Origin of the sequence: Tenacibaculum ovolyticum DSM 18103 (assembly GCF_000430545.1) — a bacterium.
In the GTDB taxonomy this organism is placed as follows: Bacteria; Bacteroidota; Bacteroidia; order Flavobacteriales; family Flavobacteriaceae; genus Polaribacter; species Polaribacter ovolyticus.
On the sequence record NZ_KE387163.1, the window covers coordinates 444,794 to 461,011 of the forward strand.

General features: G+C 27.7%; 22 protein-coding genes. 9 read left to right on the forward strand and 13 right to left on the reverse strand.

The window, feature by feature from the left end:
- Positions 1-73: 73 nt before the first annotated feature.
- Both H518_RS0111970 and thrC read left to right on the forward strand, forming a co-directional pair.
- Positions 74-1,006 (forward strand): homoserine kinase, encoded by a 933-nt coding sequence (locus H518_RS0111970; RefSeq protein WP_028889276.1) that lies wholly within the window; start codon positions 74-76, stop codon positions 1,004-1,006.
- A 106-nt stretch (positions 1,007-1,112) separates the two neighbouring features.
- On the forward strand, positions 1,113-2,399 hold the full coding sequence (gene thrC, locus H518_RS0111975) for a threonine synthase (RefSeq protein WP_028889277.1): 1,287 nt from the start codon (positions 1,113-1,115) through the stop codon (positions 2,397-2,399).
- A gap of 64 nt (positions 2,400-2,463) precedes the next feature.
- Here thrC and H518_RS0111980 read toward each other — a convergent pair whose 3' ends face one another.
- From H518_RS0111980 to H518_RS0111995, 4 genes are all read right to left on the reverse strand, one after another.
- Complete coding sequence (locus tag H518_RS0111980) at positions 2,464-2,844, reverse strand: hypothetical protein (protein WP_028889278.1); 381 nt, start codon at positions 2,842-2,844, stop codon at positions 2,464-2,466.
- 104 nt (positions 2,845-2,948) lie between these two features.
- Positions 2,949-3,614 carry a hypothetical protein gene (locus tag H518_RS0111985; protein ID WP_028889279.1) on the reverse strand — a complete coding sequence of 222 codons (666 nt, stop codon included), beginning with the start codon at positions 3,612-3,614 and terminating at the stop codon, positions 2,949-2,951.
- A 107-nt stretch (positions 3,615-3,721) separates the two neighbouring features.
- A complete protein-coding gene (locus H518_RS0111990; protein WP_028889280.1) occupies positions 3,722-4,072 on the reverse strand; it encodes a hypothetical protein in 351 nt (116 codons plus the stop codon).
- A 312-nt stretch (positions 4,073-4,384) separates the two neighbouring features.
- Positions 4,385-5,452 carry a serine hydrolase domain-containing protein gene (locus H518_RS0111995; protein WP_028889281.1) on the reverse strand — a complete coding sequence of 356 codons (1,068 nt, stop codon included), beginning with the start codon at positions 5,450-5,452 and terminating at the stop codon, positions 4,385-4,387.
- A 261-nt stretch (positions 5,453-5,713) separates the two neighbouring features.
- On the opposite strand from H518_RS0111995, the gene H518_RS0112000 reads away from it, so the two are divergent.
- From H518_RS0112000 to H518_RS0112010, 3 genes are all read left to right on the forward strand, one after another.
- Positions 5,714-6,178 (forward strand): hypothetical protein, encoded by a 465-nt coding sequence (locus H518_RS0112000; protein ID WP_028889282.1) that lies wholly within the window; start codon positions 5,714-5,716, stop codon positions 6,176-6,178.
- A 384-nt stretch (positions 6,179-6,562) separates the two neighbouring features.
- On the forward strand, positions 6,563-7,561 hold the full coding sequence (locus H518_RS0112005; protein ID WP_028889283.1) for a formimidoylglutamase: 999 nt from the start codon (positions 6,563-6,565) through the stop codon (positions 7,559-7,561).
- A gap of 52 nt (positions 7,562-7,613) precedes the next feature.
- Positions 7,614-7,892, forward strand: a complete 279-nt coding sequence (locus H518_RS0112010) for a putative quinol monooxygenase (protein WP_028889284.1) — start codon at positions 7,614-7,616, stop codon at positions 7,890-7,892.
- Between the two features lie 61 nt (positions 7,893-7,953).
- Here H518_RS0112010 and H518_RS0112015 read toward each other — a convergent pair whose 3' ends face one another.
- Genes H518_RS0112015 through H518_RS0112045 form a run of 7 tightly spaced genes read right to left on the reverse strand, consistent with a single transcriptional unit; the run spans position 7,954 to position 11,749 of the window.
- Positions 7,954-8,709 (reverse strand): LytR/AlgR family response regulator transcription factor, encoded by a 756-nt coding sequence (locus H518_RS0112015; RefSeq protein WP_028889285.1) that lies wholly within the window; start codon positions 8,707-8,709, stop codon positions 7,954-7,956.
- A gap of 12 nt (positions 8,710-8,721) precedes the next feature.
- Positions 8,722-9,048, reverse strand: coding sequence for a 2TM domain-containing protein (locus tag H518_RS0112020; protein ID WP_051263758.1), 327 nt, complete (start codon positions 9,046-9,048; stop codon positions 8,722-8,724).
- Positions 9,035-9,340 carry a 2TM domain-containing protein gene (locus H518_RS0112025; RefSeq protein ID WP_081411185.1) on the reverse strand — a complete coding sequence of 102 codons (306 nt, stop codon included), beginning with the start codon at positions 9,338-9,340 and terminating at the stop codon, positions 9,035-9,037. Before H518_RS0112025 ends, H518_RS0112020 begins: the two co-directional genes overlap by 14 nt.
- 2 nt (positions 9,341-9,342) lie before the next feature.
- The gene (locus H518_RS0112030) at positions 9,343-9,663 is read right to left on the reverse strand and encodes a 2TM domain-containing protein (protein WP_028889288.1); all 321 of its coding nucleotides are present in this window, start codon (positions 9,661-9,663) and stop codon (positions 9,343-9,345) included.
- A 1-nt stretch (position 9,664) separates the two neighbouring features.
- On the reverse strand, positions 9,665-9,958 hold the full coding sequence (locus H518_RS0112035) for a 2TM domain-containing protein (protein WP_028889289.1): 294 nt from the start codon (positions 9,956-9,958) through the stop codon (positions 9,665-9,667).
- 1 nt (position 9,959) lies between these two features.
- Complete coding sequence (locus H518_RS0112040; protein ID WP_028889290.1) at positions 9,960-11,309, reverse strand: 2TM domain-containing protein; 1,350 nt, start codon at positions 11,307-11,309, stop codon at positions 9,960-9,962.
- Positions 11,310-11,332: 23 nt separating this feature from the next.
- On the reverse strand, positions 11,333-11,749 hold the full coding sequence (locus H518_RS0112045; RefSeq protein WP_028889291.1) for a DUF2141 domain-containing protein: 417 nt from the start codon (positions 11,747-11,749) through the stop codon (positions 11,333-11,335).
- A 151-nt stretch (positions 11,750-11,900) separates the two neighbouring features.
- Here H518_RS0112045 and H518_RS0112050 point away from each other — a divergent pair, with 151 nt between their 5' ends.
- From H518_RS0112050 to H518_RS0112060, 3 genes are read left to right on the forward strand one after another with little or no spacing between them, the layout of a single operon-like run.
- On the forward strand, positions 11,901-12,395 hold the full coding sequence (locus tag H518_RS0112050; protein WP_028889292.1) for an RNA polymerase sigma factor: 495 nt from the start codon (positions 11,901-11,903) through the stop codon (positions 12,393-12,395).
- Between the two features lie 7 nt (positions 12,396-12,402).
- On the forward strand, positions 12,403-13,047 hold the full coding sequence (locus H518_RS0112055) for a hypothetical protein (protein ID WP_028889293.1): 645 nt from the start codon (positions 12,403-12,405) through the stop codon (positions 13,045-13,047).
- Positions 13,048-13,053: 6 nt separating this feature from the next.
- The gene (locus H518_RS0112060) at positions 13,054-13,536 is read left to right on the forward strand and encodes a hypothetical protein (protein ID WP_028889294.1); all 483 of its coding nucleotides are present in this window, start codon (positions 13,054-13,056) and stop codon (positions 13,534-13,536) included.
- On the opposite strand, the gene H518_RS0112065 is transcribed toward H518_RS0112060, so the two are convergent.
- Both H518_RS0112065 and H518_RS0112070 read right to left on the reverse strand, forming a co-directional pair.
- Positions 13,533-14,552 carry a threonine aldolase family protein gene (locus H518_RS0112065; RefSeq protein ID WP_028889295.1) on the reverse strand — a complete coding sequence of 340 codons (1,020 nt, stop codon included), beginning with the start codon at positions 14,550-14,552 and terminating at the stop codon, positions 13,533-13,535. The two genes, H518_RS0112060 and H518_RS0112065, sit on opposite strands and share 4 nt — an antisense overlap.
- A 153-nt stretch (positions 14,553-14,705) precedes the next feature.
- Positions 14,706-14,915: a hypothetical protein gene (locus H518_RS0112070; protein ID WP_028889296.1), complete on the reverse strand. Its 210-nt coding sequence runs from the start codon at positions 14,913-14,915 to the stop codon at positions 14,706-14,708.
- A 184-nt stretch (positions 14,916-15,099) separates the two neighbouring features.
- On the opposite strand from H518_RS0112070, the gene prfB reads away from it, so the two are divergent.
- Positions 15,100-16,194 carry a peptide chain release factor 2 gene (prfB, locus tag H518_RS0112075; RefSeq protein ID WP_028889297.1) on the forward strand — a complete coding sequence of 365 codons (1,095 nt, stop codon included), beginning with the start codon at positions 15,100-15,102 and terminating at the stop codon, positions 16,192-16,194.
- Positions 16,195-16,218 lie beyond the last annotated feature (24 nt).

Sequence of the window (16,218 nt, forward strand, 5' to 3'; positions counted from 1 at the left end):
TATAAAATTATACAAAAATCATATCAAGAAGGAAGCTTTAATACAGCAACCTACTTGTTTTAATTGTAAAAAAATGAATTATATAAAAATATTTGCTCCTGCAACCGTTGCTAATGTTTCTTGTGGATTTGATTCGATGGGATTCGCTGTAGATACGATGGGTGATGAAATGACCTTCACTAAAACTACAGAAAAAGGAGTGCAAATAACAGAAATTACAGGTGCAGATGGTTTAAGTTTAAATCCTACAGAAAATGCTGCTGGTGTAGTAGCTTTAGCAATGTTAGCAAAGCATCCTGTTAATTTTGGTGTTAAAATAACCATGCACAAAGGTTTTTCACCAGGTAGTGGTTTAGGTAGTAGTGCCGCGAGTTCAGCAGGTGCTGCTTTTGGTGTAAACGAATTACTAAACAAGCCTTTTTCAGCATTAGAACTAACAAAATTCTCTATGTTAGGTGAAGAAGCTGCTTGTGGTACTCCAATAGCTGATAATGTAGCAGCAGCTGTTTATGGTGGTTTTGTTCTTATTAGAAGTTACGACCCTTTAGATATTATAAAACTACCAGTACCTGATGAATTACAACTGGTTGCTATTCATCCGCAGATTGAAGTAAAAACCAAAGATGCTCGTGAAGTTTTACCTGATAGCGTACCTTTAAAGAGTGCAGTTACACAATGGGCAAATGTTGGTGGATTAGTAAGTGGCTTACACACCAGTGATTATCAACTGATAAGTAATTCTTTAACTGATGTTATTGTTGAACCTGCTCGTAAACATTTAATTCCACATTTTGATTTAGTTAAAAGTGAAGCTATTAAAGCTGGTGCTTTAGGTGCAGGAATTTCAGGATCGGGACCAACTATTTTTGCTCTATGCAAAGGAGAAGAAGTTGCTAAAAAAGTACAAGCTGCTATACAAAATGCGTATGCTGATAAAAATATTGATTTCACTTTGTTTTCATCAAAAATAAATACAGAAGGTGTTCGAATTTTAGATTCAAAATAAAATGATTTTTTGTTTAGAATCGAAATTACTTCGGCAATAAAAAACAAAATAATATTATAAAAAAACTACATTGCTAACTGCAATGCAACACACAAACAACACAAAAATGAACTATTATAGTCTTAATAAAAAATCACCCAACGTAAGCTTCCAAGAGGCTGTAGTTAATGGGTTAGCACCAGATAGAGGTTTGTACTTCCCTGAAAACATTACACCATTACCTAAAGACTTCATTGATAATATCGGAAACTATTCTAACGAAGAGATAGCTTATGAAGCTATTAAACAATTTGTAGGCGATGAAATTCCTACTGAAATATTAAAGAAAATTATTTCAGAAACCTTATCATTTGACTTTCCTGTTGTAGAAATAGAAGAAAATGTAAGTACTTTAGAACTCTTTCACGGCCCTACAATGGCTTTTAAAGATGTTGGTGCTCGATTTATGGCGCGTTGTTTAGGTTATTTTAACAGAAATAATGACAATGAAGTTACTGTATTAGTTGCCACTTCTGGAGATACAGGAGGAGCGGTAGCTGATGGTTTTTTAGGTGTTAAAGGTGTAGATGTTGTTATTTTATATCCTAGTGGAAAAGTTAGTGATATACAAGAAAAACAATTAACTACACTCGGACAAAACATTACCGCTTTAGAAGTAGATGGTGTTTTCGATGATTGTCAAGATATGGTTAAAACTGCATTTTTAGATAATGAAATCAACCCTATTTTAACTTCGGCCAACTCTATTAATGTAGCTCGTTGGTTACCACAAATGTTTTATTTTTTCTTTGCTTACAAACAAGTATACAAGCAACAAAAAGAAGTTGTTTTTTCAGTACCAAGCGGAAATTTCGGAAATATCTGCGCAGGTATTATGGCACAAAAATTAGGTTTACCTGTCAAGCACTTTGTCGCTTCTACAAATATAAATGATACCGTACCTAATTATTTGATAAATGGATTGTATGAACCAAAGCCTTCAAAAGCAACTATTTCAAATGCTATGGATGTAGGAAATCCAAGTAATTTTATACGTATTCAAGAATTATTTGCAAACAATATTGAAGCTTTAAAAAATACGTTCTCATCATTCTCTTTTACAGATAAAGAAACTCGTGAAGCTATGGAGTTAATTTATAAAAAAAATGGCTATGTTGCAGATCCACACGGAGCAGTAGGATATTTAGGTTCTAAAGAATACCAAAAAGAGAATCCTAATGATTTATGTATTTTTTTAGAAACTGCTCATCCTGTTAAGTTTTTAGATGTAGTTGAAAATACATTAAAAATTAAAGTAGCTATACCAGAACAAATTAAATCTATAATAAATAAAGAAAAAAGTGCTATTAAAATCAGTAATTACAATGATTTAAAAAACTATTTAAACTCATAAAAAAATATTAGCCACTTTTTAATGTGCTAAAAAGTGGCTAATACTCTAAAAAATTTTTATTAGGTTAATCTATTCTATTGATTTTCATTTTAATTGATGCAGATGTATTTGTATACTTATCAGAAAGGATAAGGATTTTATAATTCTCCAAATCAAGACTAAACTTATGTTTATATTTAATATCGGAACTGTAAAAACTATACATTTTCTCAATATCTTTTACTAAAATTCTTAAAGTGTATTGTACATCAGAATAATAATTACGGTTCTCAACTTCTGGTGGTGCATCATACCCCCACTCTTCAATAAAATTTATTATTTCTATTTTTAGGCATTCATCTTTGCTTCTAACTACAGCTCTTTTATTACTAGATAATAAAAAAGTCTCTCCAAACTGAATTGGTAATTCTTTCACCTTTGTTTGTGCAATTACATTTACTTGCATTAATGAAATAACTATTAATAGAATTATTGTGCCTTTACTTATCAAGATATCTTATTGTATAAAATTAAAGAATAACTTTTATGATTTTCTCCTTATTTCTTTGCTTACATTTTTATTGTTGAAAAATAAATATTTTTCTTGTATCCTTGGTTATATAAGGTATTGGTAATTTTAGAAAATTGCTTTTTATGAGTTTCGTTAAAAATAAAATATGTTGGAAATTTTTCTCCATCAATTGATAAAATTATAGGCACTATAGCTTCTTTAGTATCATTGATTTTTATTTTATCCATTACCGAATACGTAAACTCTTTGTCTTGTATTTTACATATTTTATCTATGTCACTTATAAGCATTATAGCATCAATTCTAATTTTCCCCGTTACATTTATTTTATCTATTTGTAAACCAGAAACTTTATTTATGTTTGAATTATAAAAAATATTTTCATCAAATTTTAAATCTTCGTATTCAAAAAATAAACCTTCCTCAAGTTGAGTGGATATTTTTTTTCCATAAAGGTATTTTTTCACTAAAATAAAAGGTGTTATTATTATAAAAACAATAACTGCTAACACAAATCCAATAATAGATGAAATAATCGCTTTACCACTAACAGAACTTTTAAAGAATAATTCCCAATATTCTCCTATAGTATTTGTCTTAAAACAATATGATATTATTTTAATCAAATTTCCTGAATTAATAAAAAAGTTAATTATTAATATTATAATTCCAACTCCTAGCAATATTATCCTTAATCCATCCATATTGTTAATTCTTTTCCTTTTTTTTTGTTTTTGCTTAATTTAAAATAAAGAAATATCATTTTTAGTAACTAAAACTCTAATTTTTCTTTACCATTTCGTAGTTAGTTCTAATGTCTATAGTCATAATCACAAAAAATAGCTAGTACTTTACGACTCTTATTTTCTTTTTCTAAATAGAGCATTGCTTCTTTTATGTGTTGTTCTACTCCCTCTGAATCAATAACGTCAAATTCTAACGAAACATCAATCATCCCTGTATCTCCTATCGGCGTTATTTCTCCTATAGTAAGGTTCTTAATTTTGGCATTTTTCGCTACCTTTTTTGCTTCGCAATAACCATTAGATATTTTTTCGTGAACATCTTTCTTTATCTGATCTTTAAAAGTCATTTTTTTACCGCAAGAATTTGCGAACATTATAAATACCACAATCATTAATGGATAAACTACCTTTTTCATTTCTTATTTATTTTTATTCAATTCCCAGAAAACTATTTTCTTTCTATTTTTTTTACATTGTATAAGCACTAAAGTAGTTAAAAAAATTAATTCATGATAAATTATCATGAGGACTGTATAAAATTATTAGAATAAACAAAAACAACTAAAAACATTATTATAACAGTTTAAATACAATCACCACTTGTTACTAATAGCACACTCATAATAGTATATACTATTTATATGCTTGATAAATAAAAAAGCCCCAAAAGGGCTTTTAATTTCTGTTTTTCTAAATTAATACAACCATTACTTTATTAACCTTTATTTTTAATTAACTACTTCATTAAATTTCTCCCAAAAAATAGTATCGAAGGAAGACAGCGCAAAATTATTTCCAGATCCTGTTGCCTCTCCCATTCTAATAATTACGATATTCTTACTAGGTATGATGTAAATGCGTTGACCATCTTTCCCCATAGCTGCAATCATATCTTTGGGAGCATTAAAAACCAGTTCGCCTGTAAACTTTGTTTGAGAAGATGGTAACATATATTCGTTTTTTCCGTTTAGCCACCATAAATACCCATAAGATGGATTAATGTTTTGAGATGTTGTTGTACTTTCTATAAAGAAGTTTTCGTTAACAATTTGCTTTCCGTCCCATTTTCCATTTTGAGAAGCTAATAAACCAAACCTAGCCATACTCCTTGCATCGCTATTATAAATACGATAGATAAAACCATTATTCCAAGATCCTGTCATACCTATTTTGTTACGTAATTCATTATTAAAATAATTTTCAAAATCTGTAGTACTTGTCTTTTCAATAATATTCATCAATCGTTGAAATACATTAGCATATGCCCACCTTGTTCCTGCATTAGCTAGATAAGTTAAATTAGATTTAACAACTAACTGTGATTCATCATTTAGTCCTGATGTCATCGATAGTAAATTTTTTATTGTAATTAAATTTTCTTGTTGAGTTGTTGTGTTCGTCCATCCGTCACCTAGGTATTCTGATACTTTATCTTCAATATTAATTAATCCATTTTTTTGAGCAATACCCGTAGTTGCTGTAACCAAAGTTTTTCCTGCGCTGTTCCATTGCCAAGTATCATTAACTGTATGTCCATTATAATATTCTTCTACCACAATTTTGCCTTCAACCAATACCATAAAAGATTTCGTATTCTCATTAATAAGAAAACGCTCTAATTCTTCCAACTTATTCAAGTTCCAATTTAACTTATTGGGTAGTGTAGTTTCCCAATCAGTCGTATTATTTGGCGGAAAATAAAAAGCTTCTTCTAGTGAATCCAATTTGATTGATTCATCAGACTGACAACCTAAAACTGTAAAGAAAATAAATATTACAAATAATCTATAAACCATAATTGTTTTTATTTTTTGACACTATTTATTAAAAAAGGTTTAATCTAATTAATTAGATACTTTATCAAAAAAGTAGATTAGTCTAAATATACTTTTATAAGCACACTTTCTTTTGTTTTTTTTTAGAAAAAAATGAATGGAAAGCATATCTTTTATTTAAAATAATTAAAAACATAGAAAATTAAATATTACAGACAATAAAAAGGCACCAGATAGTATGTTTTTATTATAACTTTGCTTTTTATAAAACCTTTAAATAAAATGTTTTCAACTTTATTAACTCTGCATTCTATAACTCGCTGGATTGTATTAGTTTTTTTGCTCTTTTCTATTTATCGGGCACTAGTTGGTTACATAACTAATAAAGCTTTTTCAAAAACAGACAATGCTTTTCGGCATTGGACAACTACTTTTGCCCATATTCAATTAATGATTGGTATGACCCTTTACACTCAAAGCGCTATTATAAAATACTTTTGGTCAAATACTAAATTAGCTATAAAAAACTTAGAATTAACATTTTACAGTTTAATACATATTGTTTTGATGACAACTGCCATAGTATTATTAACAATTGGCTCTGCCATAACAAAAAAACAAACAAGTGATAAAGATAAATTTAAAACAATGTTAGTGTGGTTTTCCATTGTACTAATTATTATTTTTATTGCAATTCCTTGGCCATTTTCTCCATTATCAAGCAGACCTAATTTTAGAGCATTTTAATTTTGAAAATACTTTATTATTTTCTTAATTTATTTTATGTTTTGTATAACATAAAATAACTTTTTTTTAACTATTTTCGACTTATGAACACATATTTATTCACTTCAAACAAATTAAATCTTAGTATTAAAAGTTTACTTATATTTATTTAAAAATACTCCTTTATTATTGCTAATAAAGATAATAACATACAAATTAATCAGAAGCGTAAAATTTAAAATAGTTAAAGACGACAAAATTAATTTTAATAAAAATTACAACAAAATAATAGAACTAAAAGAAATAGTTATGCTATAAAATATTTAATGTATTTTAAACATAAGACTTATAAAATCGTAACAATTCATATATAAAACTTTTATTTAATAAACTCACTTAAAAATTATGTTACAATTATTTTCTCAAAAAAACATTACAGATTTTGTAAATCCCCGAGAAGGAGAAACAAAACTAGGTGAACATGCACAAACCATTTTATCAATTGAAAAGCTTACAGATTCTAAAGCTAAGTTTGTTATTATTGGTGTTCCTGAAGATATTGGTGTAAGAATGAATTATGGTAATGGTGGTGCACATACTGCTTTTACACCTGCTTTAAAAGCATTTTTAAATACACAAGAAAATCAATTTATAAGCGGAAAAGATATTCTTATTTTAGGGTATTTAGATTATTTAAAGGAAGCATTAAATTTTGATGGCTCAGATAGAGAAAAAGGAGATTTATTGGTGAAAATTATCGACAAAGAATTATCTGAAATTATTAAACTAATTATTAAAAGTAACAAAACTCCTATTATTATTGGTGGCGGACACAACAATTCTTACGGTAACTTAAAAGGATTATCAGAAGGTAAAAACAATCCTATTAACGTAATAAATTTAGATGCACACACCGATTTACGTCGTTTAGAAGAGCGTCATAGTGGTAATGGATTTTCTTACGCAATAGAACATAACTATTTAGATAAATATTTTATGTTTGGTTTACATGAAAATTACACCCCTCAATATGTTTTTGATATTATTCATAGTAATACAAATATAGATTATAATACCTATGAAGAATTAGAAGTATACAAATCAATTCCCTTTGAAAATGAATTGCTACGTGCTAAAAACTTTATTAAAGATAAATATTTTGGTATTGAAATTGATTTAGATTGTATTCAAAATTTTCCAAGTAGTGCAATGACTCCTAGTGGATTTACATCTCAACAAACAAGAGAGTTTGTTTATTATTTTGCTAAAAACATCAATGCTAGTTATATTCATATATGTGAAGGTGCCCCGTCAGTAGTGCAAGATCCTACTGCTATAAACCAAGTTGGAAAATTTATTAGTTATTTAATTTCTGACTTTATAAAAGCAAAAAACAATATCTAATCTCATTTTTTAATTATACAACTCAATAAACTATATTTAATATTTAAATAAAATGAAAAACATAATAGTAGCGCAAATAAGCGTTAAAAAAGAATTTAATACTGAATTTTTAGATTTTGCAGAAATAATGGTTGCTAAAAGTAATAATGAAGATGGTTGTATTACATACCGTTTAAATAAAGATGTATATAATGATAGTGAATACATTTTTTACGAAGAGTATATAAATAAAGAAGCCATCGATTTTCATAATACATCTAGTCATTTTATTGATTTTATCAATAAAATTTCACCTATGCTTTTAAAAGAACCTATTATTAATATTTATTAACTTATAAACAGCGATTAACATATATTGATCGCTGTTTTTTTTAACTTAATGTATTTAACCATTAATCAATCCAGTTTTTAAATTCTTTTACACGCTCTCTACTTACTATTATTTCAGTTTCTGTATAAGTGTGTAGTATTATTTTTAAACGAGAATTTGTATATGAAATAATGTCTTTTATAGCATTTATATGAACGATAAAAGTTCTATTAACACGAAAAAAATGTTCAGGATTTAATTGTTCTTGCCAATGCTCAAGAGAATGATCTATTAAATAATTTCTATTAGCGTTCGTATGAATGTAAGTTGATTTGTTTTCAGAATAAAAGCATTCAATTTCATCAACATGTATAATCTTTATATGTTGACCAACCTTAATTGTAAAACGCTTTTTAAACTTTCTATCAACTGGGTTAATTAATAACTTTCTAATATCATCAATATTAACCTGTACATCAGATTGTTTTATCTGGTTTTCTTTAAACTTATCTACAGCAACCTTTAACTCGTCTTCATCAAGTGGTTTTAATAGATAGTCAATTGAATTTAATTTAAATGCTTTTAATGCGTATTCATCGTAAGCTGTTGTAAAAATAATGGCTGATTTCACTTCTATTTCTTCAAATATTTCAAATGATAATCCGTCAGATAACTGAATGTCTAAAAATATTAAATCTGGATGTTTGTTGTCTTGAAACCAATTAATAGATTCTTCAACAGAATGTAACATTGTTTGCACTTCTATATTTAATCCAGAAAGCATTCTACTTAAGCGTCTTGCTGCTGGTTTCTCGTCTTCAATAATAATAACATTCATATGCTAACTAAATTAATTCTTATCCATGTATTGTTTAACCTTACGCTCTTCCCAACTCTTGCTAAACAAATTTTCTTTACCAAATACATTAAATGCATGTATTAATAAACCTATTCCCCACCAAAAGAAAAAACGGTAATTGTCAATATCAAAAAAAGCTTCTTCAAATGAATCCCCGTATTTAATATCTTTATAAATTCTTCTTCCAATGAAAAACAAATTTACAAGTATATATACAACTAAGTGTTTGTAAAACTTTTTAATTTCTGTAACTCTTTCTTGTGCTTTTAGATATCTTTCTGATTGATTATTTAACTCCATACTATTATTCTGTTTCATTCATTAATTCTTCTACTTTCTGTTTTTCCCACTTCTCTATAAAAGTAACTTTATATTTAAAAGTATACAGACCATGTATTAAAAGCCCAAACGCCCATAATAAACAGTTTACCCAAATATTAGTTCTTGCCCATTTTAATGTACCTGGATTATGAATATGGCTTTCGAAGAAATCAAATATTCTATTTGAAAAAAGTAATAAAACAATCATCATAATTGCAAAAACCTGAAGATGATTATAAAATTTCTTAATTCTTTTTACTCTTTTTTCAACTTGTGTATAATTTCCCATTATTAAAATTTATTATCATCCATATACTTTTCAACTTGTTTTTTTTCCCATTCTTTGCCAAAAAACAAATTAGATCCAAAAACTCCTAACCAGTGAAAAAACACTCCTATTCCCCAAAACAACCAAGTTGAGTAGGTTCCGAAATGGGTTGCAGCTTCTTTAAAGCTTAGCTCATTGTCTTGGGTTAATCCAAAAATAATAACCCCAGAAATAAAAATATTTACAAGTATATAAATGGCTAAATGAATATAAAATCCTTTTATTTTTTCAACTCTTTTTTTTGCTAATAAATATTTATGCTCTTCTGTAAAATCTCTTTCCATTTTAGTTATTATTTTGTTCGTTCATTAATTCTTTAATCTTCTTTTCTTCCCAACTTTTTCCTAAACCGATCATTTTAAAACCAAAAACATTTAACCAGTGTGAAAAAAGTCCTATTCCCCAACCTACTACTGAAAACCAAAACCAATGAAAATGTGGCTCAAAATTTAAGTTTGTAAAAATAATAATAGGTATAACTATACAGTAAATTGTTAAATGTGTGTAAAATCCTTTTATCTTCTTTACTCTTTTTTTTGCTAATTGATACGTATGTTCAGGAGTATTATATTTTTCCATTTTAGTCATATTTTTTAGTTTCACTTTCTTTCATCATTTCTTTAATTTTTCGTTCTTCCCAACCTTTTCCTAAAAAAATATTATAATTATTTACTTCTAAAAAATGAAAAGTTAATCCTATTCCCCAACCAAATATCGGAAACCAAAACCATTGAAAACCAGGTGAGAATTTTAAATTAATAAATATTAAAAAAGGAATTACCACACAATATGATGCTAAATTTTGATAAAATTCTTTTAATTTTTCTACTCTTTCTACAGCTCTTACATATTTGCTATTTTCAATATTATTTGTATTAAATGACATATCTCTTGTTTTTGTTAACAGTGGTAAACTCACTGTAAATATTTTATTATTATTTGTTATTTCAACACTTTTATTCGTTATTAAACCATAACGATCTGCAATGTTTCTTAACCCAACCTTTGTGCTTTTCCCTAAAGTTTCTTTAGGATTAATATTATTTTTAATTTTTAAAAAACCTTCTTTCTCAAAAATATTTATCTCTAATGGCTTTGACGATGAAACCACATTATGTTTTACTGCATTCTCTAATAATAATTGTAATGATAATGGAACAATTTTTAATTCTGAATTACTAACTTCTAACGGAATATTAAACTGTATCGCATCTTCAAAACGCATTTGTAATAACTCCATATAAGCTCTCGCAAATTTTAATTCCTCTTCTAACGGAACCAATTCTTTATTTCGTTGTTCTAAAACATATCTATAAATTTTAGATAATTTAGTAGTAAATCTTTCTGCTTGATTGGGATTTTCTCCTATTAAAGAAGTTAATACATTTAAGCTATTGAATAAAAAATGTGGATCTATTTGATTCTTTAATGTCTCAAATTTAGCTGTTTCTGTTTTCGCTACAATTTCATGCTGGGTAGTTTCCTGCTTTACAGAATCTTTCCAATTTATCATAAATCCACGTGCATGATAAAAAACTGCAATACCTAATGATATTATAATTGCAAATAAATGCACCCAGATTAAATATCCTTTAAAAAAATTAGATACTGGATGACCAAACATAACTACATATTGTATGTAATGAATGACTAAAACAGCTACAACTGTATAGGTAACTGTAGCAATTACACCTGCCCAAACACGTTGATCCGTTTGGGTTACCCAATCCCACTTTGTATTTAAATAATCATTAACTATCCCATTACCTAAACCTAATACAAAAGAATACATTGCTGAAATTAAGAATGTTAAAGCAGCACCTTTTAATGTAAATTGTTGATTTATTACGATAAAAAAAACACCAAATGCAATAGTTAACTTTAAACAAATCCAAATATCATTTTTTATACTTTTAATAGGTGTTTTCATACTTTTTTCTTTAAATAATACTTTTAAAACTTAATCTCTAAAGATACATCTTTATCAATAACGGTAAACTTGGCGTCTTCAAATACAGGAGGCCCAAAACGATTTATATTATTTGTTGAAACCCCATAATCTTCAATTGGCATTCCATTTGCTTGAAAATCCATTTTATCATTATCATTTTTATCATGAAAACAAATAACAGCGTATTCACCTTTTGGCACATCATTAAAAACGACAATACTTTTACCTTCTTTTATAACAGATGATTTTGCTAGTATAGGTTCATTTCTAAAGTTTTCTTTATTGTATAAAGCATAACTTACTTTTCCTGCATCTGAAGTAGCATTAATAACAGTTACCGTTATTTTACTACTTTGGGCAGTTAATTTTTCTGTTACAAAGAATACTATCATTAATAAAGATATTGTTAAGAATTTCATGATTTTATTTTTATTGGTTAAACACACTACAAATATGCTTCTGAAGTACTGTTTTTAAAACTAAAAAGAACTCAATTGTATTTTTTTTAGGATGAACTGTAACAATTCGTATTTTTGAGCTACTTATAGACAATCAACTGTACTAAACTTAGTGAAAAAAGAACTAGAAAATAAATTTTTAGCAGATTTCGAAGCCAATCAAAACATTGTGCACAAGATATGTAGGCTTTACACTACAAATCAAGATGCACATAACGATTTGTTTCAAGAGATAACTATTCAGTTATGGAAAAACTATAGTAAATTTAGAGGAGACGCTAAATTTAGTACTTGGATGTATCGAGTTGCTCTAAATACAGCAATTTCTTTATATAGAAAATCTACGAGAACTGTAAAAACGCAAGATATTGCTGATTATGCTTTTAAAATAAAAGCCGAAGATTATGATGAAACTGAAGAATTACAATTAAAAGCGTTATACAATGCAATTCGTAAACTAAATGATATTGACAAAGCGCTTATCTTTTTATACTTAGAAGATAAACCCTACAAAGAGATATCAGTAACTTTAGGTATTAGTGAAGTAAATGCTAGAGTTAAAATGAACAGAGCAAAAGATAAATTAAGAAAAGTATTAAACCCATAAATTAGAAATGGATTTAGATAAATATAAAAAAGCATGGGATAATCAACCTAAAGAAACAGATACTGTTTCTAAAGTTGATATCTATAAAATGGCACATTCGAAGTCATCATCAATAGTAAAATGGATTTTTATTATTGGAATATTAGAGTTCTTATTTTGGATTGTATTAAACTATTTAACCGCAAAGAGCGATTATATGAAAGTTTATGACAAACTACATTTAACCTCTTTTATTAAATTTACCTATTACGTTCATTATGTAGTTATAGTTATTTTTTTATATGTTTTTTATAAAAATTATTCATCCATTTCTATAATGGATGGAACAAAAGATCTTTTAAAGAACATCTTTAAAGTTAGAAAAACCGTGAAGCTTTATGTATATTATAATCTAATTACTTCTGTTGTTATATCTCTAATCATAAATATTATTATATTTAGTGATCAAAATAAATTAAAAGAAATTTTTAAAACAGAAAGTACTCTTATTAATGAATCTAGCTTTTTTATTACAATGATAGTAGTTCAAATAGTAGCTCTGCTAATCTTCTTAGTCTTATTTTGGCTCTTCTACCAACTACTTTATGGTATTTTATTAAAAAAATTAAACAAAAATTACAAAGAATTGACTAAATTGGAGGAATTAAATTAATTTCTCATGAAAAAAATAATATTTTTTTGTTTTGCTTTATCATCAATAGTAAGTTTTTCTCAAGATTCTAATTTTTGGGGCAATGTTCGTATTGGAGGTACCTTTGGTTTTAGCCTTGGCTCAAACAGTACTAGTGTAGCTATTTCACCTAGTGCTATTTATGATTTTAATGAAGAGTTTTCTATAGGTGCCAGTATTGGATACTTGTATAATAAAAGTAAAAGTTATAGTGCTAATGTTTATTCTGCTAGTGTTATTACCTTATATAGACCTATTCGTACAATAGAGTTTTCTGGTGAATTAATACAATCTTATGTTAATAGAACCATCGGAATTATTAAAGACAACTATAGCTATCCTTCTTTAAATCTTGGTGCTGCATATGTTACAGGAAAAATTGCGTTTGGTGTTCAATATGATGTTTTACATAAAGAAGATAAGAGTATTTATTCAAACCCCTTATCTCCTTTTGTAAGAGTTTTCTTCTAAAAGCATTTAAGTTCATTTAACAGTTTTTCAAGCATTTCATTTGAAAAATCTAAATGGGTTACAATACGTATTTTACCTTCTCCCATAGAGATCAATAATATCCCCTTTTCTTCCATTTTATTAATAAAATCTAATGGGTTAATAGTATCATTTACATAAAAAATGATAATATTAGTTTCAATAGTTTCAACTTTTTTTACATAAGAACAGTTCTCTAAGATTTTTCCTATCTGCTGTGCTTTTTTATGATCTTCTGCTAAACGATTTACATTATTATCTAAAGCATAAATTGCTGCTGCTGCTAAAAAACCAGCTTGTCGCATTCCTCCCCCAAATAATTTACGTACTCGTAATGCTTTTTCTATATGCTTTTTGGTTCCTATTAAAACAGACCCCACTGGTGCACCTAATCCTTTTGATAAACAAATAGAAATTGTATCAAACAACTCACCATATTGTGCTGTTGTCTCGTTTTTAGCTACCAACGCATTAAATAAGCGAGCTCCATCTAAATGAAATGCTAAATCATTAGCATTTGTTATTTTTTGAATTTTCTTTAATTCTTCAAAATCCCAACAAGCCCCTCCTCCTTTATTTGTTGTATTTTCAATACAAACTAATCTATTAAATGGAACATGAATATCTCCTCTACCAATAACTGCTTTTGCTAATTGATCGGCAGTAAACATCCCTCTATTACCATCTATTAAATGAGAAGTTACTCCAGAATTAAAAGCAGCTCCACCACCTTCATAATTATAAACATGTGCCCATTTATCACAAAACATTTTATCTCCTGGTTGTGTATGTATTTTAATAGCAACCTGGTTTGCCATTGTTCCTGAAGGAAAAAATAACGCAGCTTCCATATTAAACATTTTTGCTACTTTTTCTTGTAGTTCATTTACCGTGGGATCTGCACCAAAAACATCGTCACCAACTTTAGCACTCATCATTGCCGCTAACATTTCTTTTGATGGCCTTGTAACCGTATCACTTATTAAATCTATTGTCATTTTTATTTAATTAAAAGTCATTACGAATAAAACGATACAGTCTCATTTTATAAATTGTTTCACTTTGTTCGATATGACGGTGTTTTTAATATTAATAATTACTCCCAATTAGTAAATTATCTAGTATTTTAGGAGTATACCTTCTTTTATATTTCAATTGGTTTTCTTAATTAGTAATAATTTCTTTCCCGGTTTTATAAATTCAACTGCTACTCCATCACCAAACTCCTCTTTATCTAATCTTACATCATTCAATTGCATATCTTCGGGCAAAGAACAAACATGTAAAAAATCAGAATTTAATTTACCTACTTCTAAGAATGTCATTACTTTCATCATAATAAAAAGTAAAGTATCCTTCATTTATTATCATTTTATTTTTCCATTAATAATTGTAAAAATCCAGAAAATGAAGTACAAAAAAATAGAATAACAGTTATTAATTTTTTCGTAGCATAAAATAATTCCTTAAAAATAGAAAAAACTATTAGTTATTTATAAAACACTCTCGTTCAATCTTAATTTTTAACTTATTTTTGTGACGATTATGGTAACACAAGAACAGTTTAAAAATATATCAGAGCGTATCTCTAAATTAAAGTCGTATTTAGATATTGACAAAAAATTGATTGAAATAAATAACGAAGAAGAAAAAACTGTTGATCCTAACTTTTGGAATAACCCAAAAGAAGCAGAAATTTTAATGCAATCTCTTCGTTTTAAAAAAAAATGGGTAAATGATTATAATTTAATCATTTCAATGAATGAAGATCTTAATGTTTTATATGATTTTTATAAAGAGGGAGAAGTTGATGAAGCTGAAGTAATTGATCAATTTGATAAAACAATCACTTTTTTAGAAGATATTGAATTTAAAAATATGCTTTCTGATGAAGGTGATAGCCTAAGTGCAACTATTCAAATAACAGCTGGTGCCGGTGGTACTGAAAGTTGTGATTGGGTAGAAATGTTAATGCGTATGTATACCATGTGGGCAGAAAAACAAGGTTTTAAATTAAAAACTTTAAATTACCAGGCTGGTGATATTGCTGGAGTAAAAACAGTTACCATAGAAATTGATGGTGATTATGCTTTCGGATGGTTAAAAGGTGAAAATGGCGTACATCGTTTAGTTAGAATTTCTCCTTTTGATAGTAACGGTAAACGACATACTACTTTTGGATCAGTATATGTATACCCTGTAGCCGATGATACCATTGAAATAGAAATAAACCCTGCAGATATTGAAATTGTTACAGCTCGTTCTAGTGGTGCTGGTGGACAAAATGTAAATAAAGTTGAAACTAAAGTTCAATTAACACATAAGCCAACTGGTATTCAAATTCAATGTTCTAACTCACGTTCACAACATGATAATAGAGCTACTGCTTTAAAAATGTTGAAATCGCAATTGTACGAGATTGAATTACAAAAAAGACTAGCAACTAGAGAAAATATTGAAGCAGGTAAGCTTAAAACCGAATGGGGTAGTCAAATTAGAAATTATGTAATGCATCCTTATAAGTTAGTTAAAGATGTACGTACAGCCCATGAAACGGGTAACGTTGCAGCTGTAATGGATGGAAACATTAATCCTTTTTTAAAATCTTACCTAATGTTAAACGGACAAAAAGATAACTAGATTGTTATTTATAACAACAAACCA

What these genes read in the sequence shown, in the direction of transcription:
- H518_RS0112020 (WP_051263758.1), bottom strand. Translation starts at nt 9,048, where the DNA reads ATGAAACAGAATAATAGTATGGAGTTAAATAATCAATCAGAAAGATAT.
- prfB (WP_028889297.1), top strand. Translation starts at nt 15,100, where the DNA reads ATGGTAACACAAGAACAGTTTAAAAATATATCAGAGCGTATCTCTAAA.
- H518_RS0111995 (WP_028889281.1), bottom strand. Translation starts at nt 5,452, where the DNA reads ATGGTTTATAGATTATTTGTAATATTTATTTTCTTTACAGTTTTAGGT.
- H518_RS0111985 (WP_028889279.1), bottom strand. Translation starts at nt 3,614, where the DNA reads ATGGATGGATTAAGGATAATATTGCTAGGAGTTGGAATTATAATATTA.
- H518_RS0111990 (WP_028889280.1), bottom strand. Translation starts at nt 4,072, where the DNA reads ATGAAAAAGGTAGTTTATCCATTAATGATTGTGGTATTTATAATGTTC.
- H518_RS0112065 (WP_028889295.1), bottom strand. Translation starts at nt 14,552, where the DNA reads ATGACAATAGATTTAATAAGTGATACGGTTACAAGGCCATCAAAAGAA.
- thrC (WP_028889277.1), top strand. Translation starts at nt 1,113, where the DNA reads ATGAACTATTATAGTCTTAATAAAAAATCACCCAACGTAAGCTTCCAA.
- H518_RS0112015 (WP_028889285.1), bottom strand. Translation starts at nt 8,709, where the DNA reads ATGAATGTTATTATTATTGAAGACGAGAAACCAGCAGCAAGACGCTTA.
- H518_RS0112055 (WP_028889293.1), top strand. Translation starts at nt 12,403, where the DNA reads ATGGATTTAGATAAATATAAAAAAGCATGGGATAATCAACCTAAAGAA.
- H518_RS0112005 (WP_028889283.1), top strand. Translation starts at nt 6,563, where the DNA reads ATGTTACAATTATTTTCTCAAAAAAACATTACAGATTTTGTAAATCCC.
- H518_RS0112060 (WP_028889294.1), top strand. Translation starts at nt 13,054, where the DNA reads ATGAAAAAAATAATATTTTTTTGTTTTGCTTTATCATCAATAGTAAGT.
- H518_RS0112035 (WP_028889289.1), bottom strand. Translation starts at nt 9,958, where the DNA reads ATGGAAAAATATAATACTCCTGAACATACGTATCAATTAGCAAAAAAA.
- H518_RS0112045 (WP_028889291.1), bottom strand. Translation starts at nt 11,749, where the DNA reads ATGAAATTCTTAACAATATCTTTATTAATGATAGTATTCTTTGTAACA.
- H518_RS0111970 (WP_028889276.1), top strand. Translation starts at nt 74, where the DNA reads ATGAATTATATAAAAATATTTGCTCCTGCAACCGTTGCTAATGTTTCT.
- H518_RS0112025 (WP_081411185.1), bottom strand. Translation starts at nt 9,340, where the DNA reads ATGGGAAATTATACACAAGTTGAAAAAAGAGTAAAAAGAATTAAGAAA.
- H518_RS0111980 (WP_028889278.1), bottom strand. Translation starts at nt 2,844, where the DNA reads ATGCAAGTAAATGTAATTGCACAAACAAAGGTGAAAGAATTACCAATT.
- H518_RS0112030 (WP_028889288.1), bottom strand. Translation starts at nt 9,663, where the DNA reads ATGGAAAGAGATTTTACAGAAGAGCATAAATATTTATTAGCAAAAAAA.
- H518_RS0112000 (WP_028889282.1), top strand. Translation starts at nt 5,714, where the DNA reads ATGTTTTCAACTTTATTAACTCTGCATTCTATAACTCGCTGGATTGTA.
- H518_RS0112070 (WP_028889296.1), bottom strand. Translation starts at nt 14,915, where the DNA reads ATGAAGGATACTTTACTTTTTATTATGATGAAAGTAATGACATTCTTA.
- H518_RS0112040 (WP_028889290.1), bottom strand. Translation starts at nt 11,309, where the DNA reads ATGAAAACACCTATTAAAAGTATAAAAAATGATATTTGGATTTGTTTA.
- H518_RS0112010 (WP_028889284.1), top strand. Translation starts at nt 7,614, where the DNA reads ATGAAAAACATAATAGTAGCGCAAATAAGCGTTAAAAAAGAATTTAAT.